The following is a 14,961-nucleotide window of genomic DNA, read 5'->3' as shown; positions in this document are numbered from 1 at the left end:
TGCGCATGTCTCGCCGCTCGACCGCTTTTTTCAAGACGCTGACTGCGCTCACCGTGCTGGTGCTGCTCGCCGGTTGCTCGTCGCTGTCGCCGTACTCGAAAGTGACCAAGATCAATCTGAAGCTGACCGGCAGTGATCAGCTCAACCCGGACCTCAACGGCCGTCCTTCGCCGATCGTGGTGCGTCTGTTCGAACTCAAGCACCCGGTGACCTTCGAGAACGCTGATTTCTTCAGCCTCTACGAACGCGCCAAGGAATCCCTCAACCCGGATCTGGTGGCCAGCGAAGAACTCGAACTGCGCCCGGGTGAAACCGTGGAAATGAAGCTCAGCGTGGAGGAGGGCAGCCGCTACGTCGGCGTTCTCGCCGCCTACCGCGATCTGCCGGAAACCAAGTGGCGCTACACCGTTCAGGTCACCCCGCTGGAGCTGACCGAGGCCGATCTGACCCTCGATCAGGCCGGTATCCGCAACACCCATGAAGCGCTCGCCAAGGCGGATGACTGAACATGAATACCCATAAAGTCATTTGGCAGGAAGGCATGTTGCTGCGGCCGCAGCACTTCCAGCACAACGATCGCTATTACGATCACCAGATGAAAACCCGCACCCAGTTGCTGGGTGGCTACACCTGGGGTTTCCTCAATCTGGAGATCGACCTGCAGTTCCTCAACATGGGCAAACTGGTGATCAGTGCCGCCTCGGGGATCCTGCCGGACGGCAGCCTGTTCGAACTCGGCGGCAACACCGAGCCGCTGGCGCTGGACGTGCCGCCGAACACCGGTAACACGCCGATTTACCTGGCGCTGCCGTTGGTCACCGGTAACCACATCGAAGCGCGCCGCCCGGAGCAGTCCGACGTGCTCGCACGTTACACCGCGTACGACGCCGAAGTGGCCGACTCCAACGCCGGCGATGATTCCGCCAGCCAGGTCAGCTGTGGCCGCCCGGACTTCAAACTGTTGCTCGGCGAGCAGCAGAGCGATCAGGCCTACGTGAAGCTGAAGATCTGCGACGTGCTCGACACCACGCCGGACGGCGTGATCAGCCTCGATCCGGATTTCGTGCCGACCTACATCCAGGCTCATGCTTCCAGCTATCTGCTGTCGTGCCTCAAAGAAGTCATCAGCATGCTCAACCACCGGGGCGACACGATTGCCGAGCGGATCCGCTCCAACGGCAAGGTCGGTGGCGCGGAAGTCGGTGACTTCATGATGCTGCAACTGATCAACCGTACCGAACTGCTGCTGCGCCACTACCTCGGTCTGGAGCAGGTGCACCCGGAAGAGTTGTACCGCACGCTGCTGACCATGCTCGGTGATCTGGCGACCTTCTCCAGCGACAGCAAGCGCCCGCGTCTGGACAGCCGCTATTCCCACGCCGATCAGGGCGCGAGCTTCCGCAAACTGATGGAAGCGATTCGTCAGGTGCTGTCGATGGTGCTGGAACAGCACGCCATCGAGTTGATCCTGCAAGCGCGTCAGTACGGCATCATCGTGTCGCCGTTGCACGACCACAAACTGCTCGGCTCGGCATCGTTCGTGCTGGCGGCAAGTGCCAACTGCGACTCCGAAGAACTGCGCCACCGCTTGCCGGCGCACCTCAAGGTCGGCCCGGTGGAGCGTATCCGCCAACTGGTCAACCTGCACTTGCCGGGGATCAAGGTCAAACCGTTGCCGGTGGCCCCGCGGCAGATCGCGTTCCACTCGAACAAAACCTACTTCATCCTCGAACTCAGTTCCGAAGACCTGGCGCAACTCGAGCGCTCCGGCGGCTTCGCGTTCCACGTGTCCGGCGAATTCGCCGAGCTTGAACTGAAATTCTGGGCCATCAGGAACTGACCGACATGATCAAGGAAACGGATTACAACCAGGACGACAAAACCGTCCTGCTCGATCGTCAGGGCCACGGACCGGCAGCCAGTCCGCTGACCGACTTCGCCGCGCCGCCGCGCTTCGAGCAACTGGAAGAACGGATGATCTACGCCGCGCGCCTGCGCCCGGCGGAGGCGTTCAACATCAGCCTGAATTCGCTGGTGGCGGCGTCGTCCGAACTGCTCTCGGAAGTGGTGCGCCTCAAGCACAGCGAAACCCGCGAAGACCTCTACGCGCTCAACGAGCGCCTGACCGCCGGGCTCAAGCTGTTTGAAGTGCGCGCGTTGCACAACGGCGCCGAAAGCAGCCAGGTGATGGCTGCGCGTTACGTGCTCTGCACCGTGGTCGACGAAGCTGTGGTGACCACGCCGTGGGGCAACGAAAGCGAGTGGTCGCAGATGAGCCTGCTCAGCAGCTTCCATAACGAGACGTTCGGTGGCGAGAAGTTCTTCCAGCTGCTCGATCGGCTGTCGAAGAACCCGGTCAAACACCTGCCGATGCTCGAGCTGATGTACCTGTGCCTGTCCCTTGGTTTCGAGGGCAAGTACCGCGTGCAGGCCCGTGGCATGCTTGAGCTTGAAGGCATCCGCGACGCCCTGTACCGGCAGATCCGTCAGTTGCGTGGCGACGTGCCGCGCGAGTTGTCGCCGCACTGGGAAGGCCTCAACGACCAGCGCCGCAACCTGGTGCGCATCGTGCCGGCGTGGATGGTGGTGCTGTTCACGCTGGTCTGCCTGGTGGTGATGTATTCGGGCTTCGCCTGGGTCCTGGGCGAGCAGCGCGACACCGTTCTGCAACCTTATCAGCCGCTTGATCCGGCCGCGGTGCAACCGCAGTCGCAGCCGTAAACAGGGACGTGTGATGAAAAAGTTTTTCAAGAAAGTCGGCGCCTTCCTGCGCCAGACCTGGGTCTGGACCCTGCTGCTGGTGCTGTTCGTGGCACTGCTGGTGTGGTTCGTCGGCCCATTGTTGGCGGTGGATGACTACAAGTTCTGGGAGAGCGCGACCTCGCGTCTGCTGACCATCGCCGTGCTGTTCCTGATCTGGGGCCTGACCATGGTCTTCGTCAGCTGGCGCGCGGGCATCCGCAAGAAAGCCGTCGAAGAAACCGAAGACGGTCAGGATCGCATCCGTCGTGACGAGCTGATCGAAGAAGAGCAGAAAGAGTTGAAGGCGCGCTTCAAGGACGCGCTGAAAACCCTGAAGACTTCGAGCCTGTATCGCGGCCGCAGCGAACGCTGGCGCAACGATTTGCCGTGGTACCTGCTGATCGGTCCGCAGGCCTCCGGCAAGACCAGCCTGCTGGACTTCTCCGGGCTGGAATTCCCGATCAACAAGATCGACCGCAAGCTGACCCGCGACACCCTCGGCACCCGTCATTGCGACTGGTACTTCGCCGATCACGGTGTGCTGATCGACACAGCCGGGCGCTACACCACCCAGCCGGACGCGGAAGTCGACGGCAGTGCCTGGACCACCTTGCTCGAACTGCTGCGCAAGCGTCGTCGCGGGCGTCCGTTGAACGGTGTGCTGGTGACCATTCCGGTGGAATCGCTGATCGGTGGCAGCGAGCAGGACATCGACACCCTGGCGCGCCAGGTGCGCGGCCGTCTGCAAGACGTCTATCAGAAACTGCACGTCGATGTGCCGGTGTATCTGGTGCTGAGCAAGGCGGACAAGCTGCTCGGTTTCGACGAGTTCTTCGATCAACTGACCCGCGAAGAAAGCGATCAGGTGCTGGGTACCAGTTTCCGCAAGGATCAGGTCGGCACCGACGTCGCGGTACTGCGCGGCGAGTTCGAAGAACTGCTGCGGCGCCTGAACAATCAGGTGATCATGCGCATGCACTCCGAGCGCGATACCCAGCGCCGTGGCCGCATCCTCGACTTCCCGCATCAACTGGGGCAGATCGGCGAGCGCCTGTGCCTGTTCGTCGACATGGCGTTCACTGGCAACCGCTACCAGCGCGCGTCGCTGCTGCGGGGTTTCTACCTGACCAGTGCTCCGCACCTGACGCAGGAAATGGACGCAACCACCGCCGGCATCGGCGCCAACCTCGGCATGAATGCCGGCGTGCTGCCGACCCTGCGCAGTGGCCGTTCGCGCTTCATCCATCATCTGTTCAGTCGGGTGATTTTCCCCGAGTCGGATCTGGCCGGCCTCGACAAACGCGAGCGCAGCCGCATCCATTGGGGTCAGCGTGCGTTGTACGTTGGCGCACTGGCGGCATTGGCGCTGTTCGGCATGCTCTGGGCCGGTGGTTTCTCGGCCAACTATGAGCGTCTGGAAAACCTGCGCACGCTGGCGCAGAACTGGACTCAGCAGCGTTCGGCGCTGACCCCGCGTGATGACGCGATGGGCGTGTTGAAAACCCTCGACACCAGCTACGCCGCGACTCAGGTGTTCCCGAAGAAGGGCGACGTCTCGTACCACGAGCGTGGCGGTCTGTATCAGGGCGAAGACGTCAATCCGGTGGTCAAGCAAGCCTACGAACATGAGCTCGAAGCGCAATTGCTGCCACGGGTCGCGACGATGCTCGAAGGGCAGATCCGCGCCAACATGAAGGACCGCGACAAGCTGCTCAACAGCCTGCGTGCGTACCTGATGCTGAACATGAAAGACCGTCGTGACGCGGTGTGGCTCAAGGACTGGGTCGCCACTGACTGGTCGCAGCGCTACACCGGCAACACCGCGGTGCAGAATGGTCTGAACACCCACCTCGAACGCCTGTTGAAGCAGCCGTTCATCTACCCGCTGAACGATCAACTGGTGACTCAGGCACGTCAGGTGCTGCGCGCCGAATCGCTGGCCACCGTGGTCTACCGCATGCTCCGCGAGCAAGCGCGCAACCTGCCGGAATACCGTTTCAGCCAACACCTCGGCCCGCAGGGCTCGCTGTTCATCGGCACCGAATACGTGATCCCGGGCTTCTACACCCAGCAGGGTTACCAGCAGTACTTCTCGGTGCAGGGTTCGGCGCTGGTCACCGACATCCTGCGTGACAACTGGGTGCTGGGCGAAGGCGCGGGCATCAGCGACATGGACTTGCGTCGCCTGATGGTCGAGCTGGAGCAGCTGTATTTCCGTGACTACGCCAACTACTGGAGCGAAGCCGTCGGCCAGGTAGCCTTGCCGCCGATCAGCGACGCCGGTGAAGGCGCCGAGCAACTGGCGGGCCTGACTTCGGCCAACTCGCCGGTGCTGGCATTGCTCACGGAAGTGCGCGAAAACACGCGCTTCCCGGCTGCTGCCGATCCGGTGGATGAAGCTGGTGATGCCGCCGATGCACTGGCAGGGCAGAAGGGCAAACTGGGCAAGGTCGGCAAACTCGCGTCTGCCGTGGCGGACAAGGCTTCGGCGATGGCCGTGGCGAAAAGCCTGCCGGACACCGCGAAGAAGTCGCTGCAACGCCGCTTCGAGCCGCTGCACCGTTTGCTCGATGACAACAACGGCCCGGCCGCAGACCTGACCCCGGCCATCAGCGCGCTCAACGACCTGCAACTGCAACTGTCCGGTCTGGCCCGTTCCAGCACGCCGGAACAAGCCGCGTTCGAAATGGCGAAAACCCGCATGAGCGGCCAGCGTGATGCGCTGACCAACCTGCGTGCGGCCTCGGGTCGCCTGCCGCGTCCGCTGAGCGTGTGGTTCAACGTGCTGGCCGAAGACTCGTGGCGCCTGGTGCTTAACGACGCTTACCAATACCTGAACGGCCGTTATCAGAACGAGCTGTACAGCGTGTATGGCAAAACCATCAGCAAGCGTTATCCGTTCAGCGCCAGCAGCACCAGCGACGTGGCGATCAGCGACTTCCGCGAGTTCTTCCGCGCTCAAGGCACCGTCGATCGCTTCTTCGACAGCTACATGCGTCCGTTCGTCAGCGGTGATCCGGGCAACTACCGGATGCGCAGCGTCGACGGTCACAGCCTGCCGGTGTCGAAGATGTACCTCGACCAGATGGCGGCGGCGCTGACGATTCGCCAGAGCTTCTTCTCGATCAACCCGGCCGAGCCGACCGTGCAGTTCAAACTGGAACCGTACACCCTCGATCCGGCGGTGAGCCGTTCCGAGTTCAAGTTCGGCGACAAGACCATGGAGTACCGCCACGGTCCGATCCTGCCAATGACGTTCAAGTGGCCGACCGATGCTGAAGACGGTCGCACCAGCCTGGTGATGGACAAGATGGCCGGGCGTCCGATCGGTATCGAGAAGAACTCCGGCCCATGGTCGCTGTTCCGTTTGTTCGATTTGATGCAGACCGAGTACCTGACCGGTCGCGACGTGCTGGTGCTGAAAGCCGACGTGGGTGGCCTGCGCGCCAACTACCTGCTGACCAGCCAGCGCACGCCGAACCCGTTCGACATGGGCGTGCTGCGCACCTTCCGTATGCCGGTGCAGCTCTGATGCTGGTGGCCAGTCCCTGGCGCAGCGCGGCGCGTACCGACCCGGGCAAGGTGCGGGCGCGCAACGAAGATGCCTTCCTCGACTCGCCACAGCAGGGGCTGTGGGTGGTCGCGGACGGCATGGGCGGTCATCAGGGTGGCGACATCGCCAGCCAGTTGATCGTCGCCAGCCTGGCTGAACTGCCGCAGCACGAGGACTTCGACGAACGCCTCAAAGCCATCCGCCAGTGCCTGCACTGGTTGAATCGGCGTTTGGGGCAGGAGTTGACGGTCACCGCCGGACGCCATGACAGCATCATGGGCAGCACCGTTGTGGCGCTGCTGGTGGAAGGCAATCGCGCGGCCTGCATCTGGGCCGGCGACAGCCGTTGTTACATGTGGCGCGGGCAGCGGCTGTATCAGCTGTCCAAAGACCATTCGCTGCAACAGCAACTGATCGACGAGCAACAGATGAGCGTCGAACAGGCGGCAGCGCACCCGGCGGCTCAGGCCTTGACCCGAGCCGTCGGCGCCGCCGAACAGTTGACCCTGGATGTCCTCGAACTCGAGGTCTATCCGGGCGATGCGTTTTTGCTGTGCAGCGATGGTTTGTATCAGGGCCTGAGCAGCGATGCCCTCGGCAACGCCCTTAGCCTCAGCGCGCCGCATGTGGCGCTGGAACGTCTGTTCGACGGCGCCCTGCGTGGCGCCGCCCGGGACAACCTGACTGCCGTGGTGATCCGCCAATGACTGAAATCGAATCCTCAGTCGATGACTTGCTGATGAGCGAAGAGCAGGCCAGCAACCTGACCTACTTCGCCTTCGCCAAGGCAAACAACGCCGAGCCGCTGCTGGCGCCGACCAAGGCCAGCATCGGTGCATTGCCGGACGTACTCGCCGGCCGCTACCACCTCGAGCGTCTGCTCGGGGCGGGCGGCATGGGCGCGGTCTATCGGGCACGGGATCTGCTGCACGAACAGTTCGGCGATCCCGACCCTTACATTGCGCTGAAAATCCTCAGCGAAGAATTTGCCGAATCGCCGGACGCCAGTGCCTTGCTTTACAGCGAGTTCGCCCTGACCCGACGCCTGCGCCACGACAACGTCGTGCGTGCGCACACTTTTGAAGTCGACACCGACTGCCAGCGGGCCTTCATCACCATGGAATACATGCGTGGCCTGACCCTGGACAAATTGCTCTGCGAGCGGCCCCTCGGCCTGCCGTGGAAAGAAACGCGCGACATCGCGCTGCCGCTGCTCGATACGCTGGCCTACGCCCACCGTCGCGGCGTGCTGCACGGTGACATGAAACCGAGCAACGTCATGCTCAGCGAAGACGGCCTGCGCCTGTTCGACTTCGGTCTCGGTCAGGCAGACGAGGGCGTGTTGCCCGGCCTGCCGCACCTGAGCCGCGAGCGTTTCAACGCCTGGACGCCGGGCTACGCCGCCCCCGAACTGCTTGAGGGCCAACCGTTGTCGGCCAGCGCGGACGTGTACGGCGTGGCCTGCGTGATCTATGAACTGGCGAGCGGCAAACACCCGTTCCGCCGCTTGCCCTCGACCCAGGCCCGCGACGAGCACCTGGAGCGCGAGCTGCAAGCCCCGGCGAACTTACCGAAACACGGCTGGCCAGCGCTGCGAACCGCGCTGAGCTTCAATGCGGCAGAACGCACCATCACTGCCGACCAATTGCGTGACGCCTTGGGCGCCACTTCGTCCTGGCTGCAACGGTTGCGACTTCGGGCGTAACGGACGACATTCGAACAGGGAGCGCTTTATGTTCAACCCAGCTAACGAAACCCACTTCAGCCTCAAGGTCGAAGACTACGTGGGCGACCTGCAAGTGCTGTCGTTCACCGGCACTGAAGGCATCAGCCAGCCGTTTCGTTTCGACCTCGAACTGGTCAGCGAAAACCCCGATCTGGACCTGGAAAAACTCCTGCACAAGCAGGCGTTCCTCGCGTTCGATCCACAGGGCTCGGGCATCCACGGGCAGATCTACCGCGTCGCCCAGGGCGATGCCGGCAAGCGCCTGACCCGCTACAAGGTCTCGCTGGTGCCGCAGCTGCAATACCTGCATCACCGCACCAACCAGCGCATCTACCAGCAGATGTCGGCGCCGAAAATCATCGCGCTGATCCTCGACGAACACGGGATCAAGGGCAACGCCTACAGCTTCCAACTGAGCCAGCCGTGCCCGGATCGCGACTACTGCGTGCAGTACGACGAAACCGACCTGCACTTCGTCCAGCGCCTGTGCGAAGAGGAGGGTATTCACTACCACTTCCAGCACAGCGAAAAGGCTCACCTGCTGGTGTTCGGCGACGACCAGACCGTGTTCCCCGACCTCGGCCAGCCGACCGCCTACATACAGGGCAGCGGCATGGTCGCCGAAGAACCGGTGATCAAAGGCTTCAAACTGCGCCTGGAAACCCGCACCAGCCGCACCACGCGCCGCGACTACGACTTCGAAAAACCGCGCCTGCAAATGGAAGCAGCGTACAAACCCGATGGCGAGAGCACTGAACCGGATCTCGAAGACTACGACTACCCGGGCCGCTTCATCGACCGTGCGCGCGGCAAGTTCCTCAGCCAGCGCGCCCTCGAACGCCACCGCGCCGACTACCGCCAGGCCGAAGGTCGCGGCGACCAGACCAAACTGGTCAGCGGCCACTTCATGGCCATGTCCGACCACCCGCGCAGCGAGTGGAACGACCTGTGGCTGCTCACCGAAATCTTCCACGAAGGCAAACAGCCGCAAGTCCTCGAAGAAGGCGTGACCAGCGACACCACCGACAATAAGGACGACTTCCACCAGGGCTACCGCAACACCTTCCTCGCCACCCCGTGGGACGTGTTCTACCGGCCGGCCCTCGAACACCCGAAACCGCGCGTGCTCGGCAGCCAGACCGCCATGGTCACCGGCCCCAAAGGCGAAGAAATCCACTGCGACCAATACGGCCGCATCAAAGTGCAATTCCACTGGGACCGCGAAGGCCTCGCCGACGACAAAACCAGCTGCTGGCTGCGCGTCTCCAGCTCCTGGGCCGGCGACCGCTACGGTGCGATCAGCATTCCGCGCATCGGCATGGAAGTCCTCGTCACCTTCCTCGAAGGCGACCCCGACCAACCCCTCGTCACCGGCTGCCTGTACCACAAGGAAAACCCGGTGCCGTACGCCTTGCCGGCCAACAAAACCCGCAGCGTGTTCAAAACCCTCAGCTCCCCGGGCGGCGGCGGTTACAACGAACTGCGCATCGAAGACAAAAAAGGCGCGGAGCAAATCTACATCCACGCCCAGCGCGACTGGGACGAGAACATCGAGCACGACCAGAAGATTCGGGTCGGGAATGAACGTCACGACACCGTGGTGAAGAACACCTACACCGAGCTGAAGGCTGAAGAACACCGCACCACCATCAGCGACCGCAAGATCGAAGCGAAGCTGGATGATCATCTGACGGTTGGGCAGAACCAGCATGTGAAGCTGGGTACGGCGCAGCTCACCAGCGTGGGGAAAGAGATTCACCTCAAGGCTGGGGACAAGATTGTTATTGAGGCGGGGACGGAGCTGACCATTCTCGGGGGTGGGAGCTTTATCAAGCTGGATGGCGGTGGTGTGACGGTGGTTGGGCCGGTGGTGAAGATTAATGCGGGTGGCTCGCCGGGGAGTGGGACTGGGATCGGGATTAAACCGCCGGTGCTGCCGGGGGCGGCGGATAAGGATAAGGCGGGGAGTTTGATGGATCAGGCGTTGGGGAATGCGTCTGAGGAAAAAATCAAACGCAAGCCGAAACGAATGCTCAATTTTTCCGGGTAAGACATTGACGGCAATCCAAGCCACCAGGGATCAGAATTCAGGTAATTGGTAATGACAGAGACAACCAGCAAGAAAATAGAAAAATGGTCGTATCCATTAAAAGCAGGGGCGACCGGGGCGACAGATCCGCAGCAGTTCTACAAAGCTCTAGCCAAGGCCAAAGATGGTTTCTACCCGTTGGGTGCCAATGGTCTTTGGCATGGTGGTGTTCATTTCGACGAAGCCTCGGGTTTGGTGCCGGATTTGGCGGAAGTCAAGTGCATCGCGGATGGTGAAGTAGTCGCTTACCGTATTGATAGTACTTACCCGAAATCGGCCTACGGTACGGCAGAGTCCGAGTTCTCGACTGGTTTTGTTCTGATCAAGCATCGTCTGGAAGTGCCGGTACCTCCTGCTCCTCCAGCCACTGCCGGAGCCCAATCAGTAGCAGCAGCTCCTGGCCCCAGCCTGACGTTTTTCAGCCTTTACATGCACCTATTGCAGTGGAAAAACTACGAAGAAGCCCCAGCACTGTCGCGCCCAGCGTTTTGGAGTGGCGGCACGTTGCAGGTCAAAGCAACCGCCGACGACGAAATTCTTGGTTTGCGCGTGCGTTTGGAGCGGCGCGGAAAGCCAGGCTACGGTACCGTGTTAACGGTTTTGGCTCGCGGTACGGTTGTTCAGACAGGTGAGGAAGAGGATGGTTGGCTGAAGGTCGTGAGCGTTACACCGCCTAGTACCGATCTGACGCCAGGTACAGGCTGGGTCTATAAAACAGAAATGACGGCGGGTTCGACACCTAATACTTACGTCATTGGCACCGCTGCAAAAGACCCGATGAATCCGCCTCAGAAAGGTCTCGTTGTCCGCGCCTCTGCAAGCCAATCAGGTGCTGCAAAAGCAATTTTGCCCCACGGTACTCAAGTTAAAATCGGGAACGACGGGACGCGCGGCAAATATCAAAAATTGTTGGAGATCGTTAGTGGGAATGCTGTCCCGCCCTTGGCAGCGGCTGAGGTGCTTGGGTATGTCTGGGAGGGGCAACTTGAAGCGAAAAGTGAGCCAGCTGAAAAGGACGCTGTACATGTTCTGACAACTCCAATCCCGATTTCGGCGGGAAGTCTGATCGGTCACGTAGGGAAGTATCAAAACCATTCGGACTCGGCCCCAAAAAATCTGCTGCACGTTGAGGTATTTAGCTGCGAAGACGTTAAGGCATTCACTGTCCTGAGCAAGGACAAAGCTGCAGGATTGCCAGCAGTCGAAAAAACACTTGTGAAAATTCCCCAAGGCAGCGTGTTGGTCACGCACTCCCAAGGAATGAGCGCAACAAACCCTCCGCGCGTGACAGATCCCCACAAAACTGTTGGTCATGATTTCTTTGTTCCTGTCGGGGTGTTGGAGGCGCTACCGGCGGAGAAAAAGATAAAGGCGCCTGTTGTTATGGCGGGATCTACCACCTATACGCTTTGGTGGCGTTTGGATGGATTGCTAGGTGATGCTGAAGGGAATGAAATTAGCGGTTGGTTTGCAGAGCCAGATACTGCTCTGTCACGCCATTCTCCCTTTGAATGGGAAGGCTTCAGCTTCATAGAGGAGACAGGAAGTAACGTGGACCATCTGTCTGCTTTTCTTCATGCGCAACAAAGCCTCAGTGAAGAGGAGCAAGCCACTTATTCACCAAATATCGATAATGCTGAAGATGGGACGGCGAAACAGCGCTTATATAAAATTCTCGACAGGAATGGAGATAAAAAACTTACGCCCGATGAGATAAAAGAAGCATTGAAGAAGCCTTGGTTTTCTCAGCCTATTTCTCAGATAGTTACTCAGTACGAGAGCGAGTGGTTTTATGAGAGCGAAAAATGGAACGCATTAGATGAAGTGATGGGGCACACTGATTCTGAGCCTAATATAGCTTGGCAAGAGGAAAAGGTTCGAATCAAACGCTTGGGGTGGTTAGACAAACTGGCGGGTAAGTACGGCATCGATAGTAAAAAGTTATGGCATCTTCACCCTATAGGTTTTATTGGAAATTTTTCTGGGAAGTCAGCGCGTAAGTTAATTACTCAAGCAATGTTGAAGGCGGCCAAGCCTAGCATTACGGATGCCTATTGCGAAGAGATATTGCCTTATCTAAATAAGTATGCCGCGCTTTATAAGGTTGATAGTCCTCTGAGGGTCGCGCATTTCTTAGCTCAGGTGGGCCATGAGAATGGATTTAAAGTTACCTCTGAAGATTTGAATTACACTGCCATTGGCATGCGAAAACAATTCGGCTGTCGTAATAATGCAAAAGGATATGAGGCGTCAACGGACGAGTGCAAAGTTCTGCCTAGGTTACGGCCAAAGCTTTGGAGTGAGCCTGAGACGTACGCACATAATCCTGTAAAGCTTGGCAGCTATGTATATGCCGATAGGAATGATAACGGTAATGAGGCTAGTGGCGAAGGGTATAAATATCGTGGTCGTGGGGTGATACAGCTAACGGGTAAGTATAATTATCGCCAATATACAAAAATTCACAACCAAGCTGACCCTTCGGATCCTCAGGATTTTGTTGCTAATCCAGATTTGATAATGGAAAGCATAAAATATGGAGTTGAATCTGCCTTTGTTTGGTGGTCGATGTTTAAGATAAATCAAGCTATTGATGATTCTCTGGCCCTGAGAACGATGTCAGATATTGATGGCCATGTTTCTGATATCTCTATAAAGGTTAACGGCGGAACTACCGGGCTTCAAGAACGTATTAATTTGTTCAAGTTGTTGAAAGACATGGTTGCGGAGGAGATGGGGTTATGAAAGTTGTAATTTTGGTTTTGTCGCTTGTTTTTCCTGTTTTATCCGTTATTGCTGATGAGAAAGTAGTAAACCTCGATCCTGTTTTTGGTTTGTCTCAAAGCGCCAGATTTTATTATGTGGGATCTGAAGGGAATCAAACACTCCGTGGCGAGTTGCTAGTGGCGGGGAAAGGAAGTACTCAATTTCCAGATGTTTGCGAGCATGAGGGGGGAGATGCACAGTTGCATGATGCTTACACGGTCAGCGCGGGCAACACTTTTTTTGTTTTTACGTGTAGCTGGGTTGTTCTGCACCCTGGGGTCAACTTAAAAGGGACAGATTTTGTTTCCTACGTTTATAGCGATAAAGAAATACGAAGTCTTGTAAATGACAAGAAGCTTGCTTCATCTATTTCTGGGTATGAAGGAAGCCTGGAAGAGGGGGGGGGGTGATTATTTTTGGTATTCAACACGAGCGCTTGCCTCAAAGAAACTAAAAGAGACCGCTCGCGGAGCTAGACAAGATTCTTTGGAGTTGTCTCATGATATCGTTCTGGTGAGACTTAAAGATAAAGATTATGAAGCTCTCAAATATTATCTGACGCAAGAGAGACTTGACTCGTTATTAAGGGAGGAGGCTCCGGTGTCGAGAGTTAACTCCGGAATCTATAATGATTTTGGCTTTGCTCTGGGAGAGGCTGGATCTAACAAAGTTGCTTATTCTTTGCTTTCTAAAGTTGAAGCCGTCTCTCCTGAACGCGTGGTTCTCAAACTCAATATTGCGGACGTTTTGTGGAGTAGTGATGAAGTCAAGTCGAAGCAGTACTATCAGAGTTATATCGCGATGATGAAAGGTCAAGGCAAAGAGCATCTAATTCCTTCAAGGGCAATAGAAAGAGTAAAGTAAGGCGTTGAGGTCTATTCGGTTATTGGTAGATTTGAAATAAGAAGCCTTTCAGAAGGGAGTAGGGCGGCAGCGTAAGAGAGAGTATTTAGGCCCTTACGAAGAAGGGGGCGGATTACTTTGGTTCAATTCGCCCGCCCGTATCTCCTATATTTCCCTTACTCATAGTCGCTACTAATGCGAAAGGGGCGGATTTAATTATTTGGCTCGACGTTCTTAACTTCTGATGACGGTATTAAATAAATTTTTCGCTCGTCGACAGCAATACTGCATTGGCTGCTTGGGAAGTCGACCGTGGTTAACGAATTTCGATAAATATGAATAAGTTATGTTTTGGTTTTTTGGCGTTATTTCCTTTCGCCGCCCACAGCGCAGTCACCCGCGAATCACTCTGCTTCGAACTATCCGAAACGAGTCCGGTGAAGTTCGAATTCCGTATTTTTTACGATGCCTCCAGCAAATGGTCTGGCGGCTTCGTAAAGTACGCCAAGTCCAGCGAGCCAATTTCCGTTGTGTTGACGGATACCCAGAACGAAATGCTCGGCGCCGATGCCCCTTGGCAGAGCACCAGAAGCTGGTCTGAAGTCATCAGTGGCAAGGTCTCAGGGACCTACGAGCTCGTGACTCAAGGAACGCAGATCGTCTCGATGACGTACACGAAGAAGTCCAACGGCAAGGTTTACTATTTCGGAAATAACACCAGCGTCGATTCCTCTTTGGAATCCGGATGCGAGTGGGAGTAGGGCGAACATGAGATCAAAAGCTCTAGCAATATCACTGCTCGGCCTGCTGTGGACGATGCCAATGCTGGCGGAAACGAACAAGTTCAGCCCAACCCAAGGCGTTGAAACAACGCTGGTTCTCAAAGGCTCCACGCTGAACGTCGCGGTTAAAGGCGAAACGCATAACGAGTCGCGGACGGTCGATTTTGAAGCCGTAAACGAACTCCACATGCAGTTCGACGATTTCAATTTCGACGGCGCCCAGGATTTCGCGATCTGGCAGCTTGATGACGGCATGGGTACTTACGACTACTACCGGGTGTTCATTTACCAAGTCAAAACCGGCACGTTCGAAGAGTTGCAGCCGGACTGCGGCGATGGTTTCGTTAATTTGCGTGTCGACAAAAAGCGTAAAGCGTTGCTCAGCACCTACTGGGAAATGAACATACCCAAGCAATGCGTCACCCGATTCACCAAACGCAAAGCCTGAATGACTCAAGGA

General features: G+C 57.8%; 12 protein-coding genes. All 12 read left to right on the top strand.

Annotated elements, in window-relative coordinates; all coding sequences use genetic code 11:
- Positions 1-5 precede the first annotated feature (5 nt).
- The 12 genes from tssJ (at position 6) to E3Z29_RS01795 (ending at position 14,949) form a co-directional block, all read left to right on the top strand.
- Positions 6-506: a type VI secretion system lipoprotein TssJ gene (tssJ, locus tag E3Z29_RS01850; RefSeq protein ID WP_007962325.1), complete on the top strand. Its 501-nt coding sequence runs from the start codon at positions 6-8 to the stop codon at positions 504-506.
- Positions 507-508: 2 nt separating this feature from the next.
- Complete coding sequence (tssK, locus tag E3Z29_RS01845) at positions 509-1,840, top strand: type VI secretion system baseplate subunit TssK (RefSeq protein WP_007962327.1); 1,332 nt, start codon at positions 509-511, stop codon at positions 1,838-1,840.
- A gap of 5 nt (positions 1,841-1,845) precedes the next feature.
- Complete coding sequence (gene icmH / locus E3Z29_RS01840; RefSeq protein ID WP_003229559.1) at positions 1,846-2,721, top strand: type IVB secretion system protein IcmH/DotU; 876 nt, start codon at positions 1,846-1,848, stop codon at positions 2,719-2,721.
- Positions 2,722-2,734: 13 nt separating this feature from the next.
- Positions 2,735-6,274 carry a type VI secretion system membrane subunit TssM gene (gene tssM / locus E3Z29_RS01835; RefSeq protein WP_098966299.1) on the top strand — a complete coding sequence of 1,180 codons (3,540 nt, stop codon included), beginning with the start codon at positions 2,735-2,737 and terminating at the stop codon, positions 6,272-6,274.
- Positions 6,274-7,002, top strand: coding sequence for a PP2C family serine/threonine-protein phosphatase (locus tag E3Z29_RS01830; protein WP_027610389.1), 729 nt, complete (start codon positions 6,274-6,276; stop codon positions 7,000-7,002). The genes tssM and E3Z29_RS01830 overlap by 1 nt, the downstream gene beginning before the upstream one ends.
- Positions 6,999-8,000, top strand: a complete 1,002-nt coding sequence (locus E3Z29_RS01825) for a serine/threonine-protein kinase (protein ID WP_027610390.1) — start codon at positions 6,999-7,001, stop codon at positions 7,998-8,000. The genes E3Z29_RS01830 and E3Z29_RS01825 overlap by 4 nt, the downstream gene beginning before the upstream one ends.
- Before the next feature lie 28 nt (positions 8,001-8,028).
- On the top strand, positions 8,029-10,071 hold the full coding sequence (locus E3Z29_RS01820; protein ID WP_134785007.1) for a type VI secretion system tip protein VgrG: 2,043 nt from the start codon (positions 8,029-8,031) through the stop codon (positions 10,069-10,071).
- Between the two features lie 51 nt (positions 10,072-10,122).
- Positions 10,123-12,855, top strand: coding sequence for a hypothetical protein (locus E3Z29_RS01815; RefSeq protein ID WP_134785006.1), 2,733 nt, complete (start codon positions 10,123-10,125; stop codon positions 12,853-12,855).
- Positions 12,852-13,286: a hypothetical protein gene (locus tag E3Z29_RS01810; RefSeq protein WP_134785005.1), complete on the top strand. Its 435-nt coding sequence runs from the start codon at positions 12,852-12,854 to the stop codon at positions 13,284-13,286. Before E3Z29_RS01815 ends, E3Z29_RS01810 begins: the two co-directional genes overlap by 4 nt.
- On the top strand, positions 13,222-13,740 hold the full coding sequence (locus E3Z29_RS01805; protein WP_167734073.1) for a hypothetical protein: 519 nt from the start codon (positions 13,222-13,224) through the stop codon (positions 13,738-13,740). The genes E3Z29_RS01810 and E3Z29_RS01805 overlap by 65 nt, the downstream gene beginning before the upstream one ends.
- A gap of 314 nt (positions 13,741-14,054) precedes the next feature.
- The gene (locus E3Z29_RS01800) at positions 14,055-14,480 is read left to right on the top strand and encodes a hypothetical protein (protein ID WP_167734071.1); all 426 of its coding nucleotides are present in this window, start codon (positions 14,055-14,057) and stop codon (positions 14,478-14,480) included.
- Positions 14,481-14,487: 7 nt separating this feature from the next.
- A complete protein-coding gene (locus E3Z29_RS01795) occupies positions 14,488-14,949 on the top strand; it encodes a hypothetical protein (RefSeq protein ID WP_134785003.1) in 462 nt (153 codons plus the stop codon).
- The last annotated feature ends 12 nt before the right edge of the window (positions 14,950-14,961 follow it).

Origin of the sequence: Pseudomonas sp. S150, assembly GCF_004526365.1 — a bacterium.
GTDB lineage: Bacteria > Pseudomonadota > Gammaproteobacteria > Pseudomonadales > Pseudomonadaceae > Aquipseudomonas > Aquipseudomonas putida_A.
The sequence above is the reverse complement of the archived record's forward strand: the minus strand, read 5'-3'. Positions and strand labels throughout refer to the sequence as shown.

What these genes read in the sequence shown, in the direction of transcription:
- tssJ (WP_007962325.1), top strand. Translation starts at nt 6, where the DNA reads ATGTCTCGCCGCTCGACCGCTTTTTTCAAGACGCTGACTGCGCTCACC.
- tssK (WP_007962327.1), top strand. Translation starts at nt 509, where the DNA reads ATGAATACCCATAAAGTCATTTGGCAGGAAGGCATGTTGCTGCGGCCG.
- icmH (WP_003229559.1), top strand. Translation starts at nt 1,846, where the DNA reads ATGATCAAGGAAACGGATTACAACCAGGACGACAAAACCGTCCTGCTC.
- tssM (WP_098966299.1), top strand. Translation starts at nt 2,735, where the DNA reads ATGAAAAAGTTTTTCAAGAAAGTCGGCGCCTTCCTGCGCCAGACCTGG.
- E3Z29_RS01830 (WP_027610389.1), top strand. Translation starts at nt 6,274, where the DNA reads ATGCTGGTGGCCAGTCCCTGGCGCAGCGCGGCGCGTACCGACCCGGGC.
- E3Z29_RS01825 (WP_027610390.1), top strand. Translation starts at nt 6,999, where the DNA reads ATGACTGAAATCGAATCCTCAGTCGATGACTTGCTGATGAGCGAAGAG.
- E3Z29_RS01820 (WP_134785007.1), top strand. Translation starts at nt 8,029, where the DNA reads ATGTTCAACCCAGCTAACGAAACCCACTTCAGCCTCAAGGTCGAAGAC.
- E3Z29_RS01815 (WP_134785006.1), top strand. Translation starts at nt 10,123, where the DNA reads ATGACAGAGACAACCAGCAAGAAAATAGAAAAATGGTCGTATCCATTA.
- E3Z29_RS01810 (WP_134785005.1), top strand. Translation starts at nt 12,852, where the DNA reads ATGAAAGTTGTAATTTTGGTTTTGTCGCTTGTTTTTCCTGTTTTATCC.
- E3Z29_RS01805 (WP_167734073.1), top strand. Translation starts at nt 13,222, where the DNA reads ATGACAAGAAGCTTGCTTCATCTATTTCTGGGTATGAAGGAAGCCTGG.
- E3Z29_RS01800 (WP_167734071.1), top strand. Translation starts at nt 14,055, where the DNA reads ATGAATAAGTTATGTTTTGGTTTTTTGGCGTTATTTCCTTTCGCCGCC.
- E3Z29_RS01795 (WP_134785003.1), top strand. Translation starts at nt 14,488, where the DNA reads ATGAGATCAAAAGCTCTAGCAATATCACTGCTCGGCCTGCTGTGGACG.